We start from the raw sequence: 251 nt of genomic DNA, 5'->3' as shown, positions 1-251 counted from the left end.
GGTTTGGCTTGGCCCGGATCCGCGTTTTGCGCACGCGCTGATTGCCGCCGTGTCGGTACTTATCATCGCTTGTCCCTGTGCCTTGGGATTGGCCACGCCCATTTCGATCATGGTGGCGAGCGGGCGTGGCGCCAGCCATGGTTTGTTGTTCAAGGATGCGGCCGCGATCGAATCCTTGCGCAAAGCCGATACGTTGGTGGTGGACAAGACCGGTACCCTGACCGAAGGCAAGCCTTCGCTCGCCGATATCG

1 pseudogene is annotated in these 251 nt (G+C 61.0%); it reads left to right on the top strand.

From position 1 onward, the window contains the following. Nucleotides 1-251: pseudogene (locus tag P9236_RS30740) on the top strand (copper-transporting ATPase); the annotation flags it as partial.

Source organism: Mesorhizobium sp. WSM4884 (genome assembly GCF_029625675.1).
Taxonomy (GTDB): domain Bacteria; phylum Pseudomonadota; class Alphaproteobacteria; order Rhizobiales; family Rhizobiaceae; genus Mesorhizobium.
This window is presented reverse-complemented; position numbering and strand designations above follow the sequence as displayed.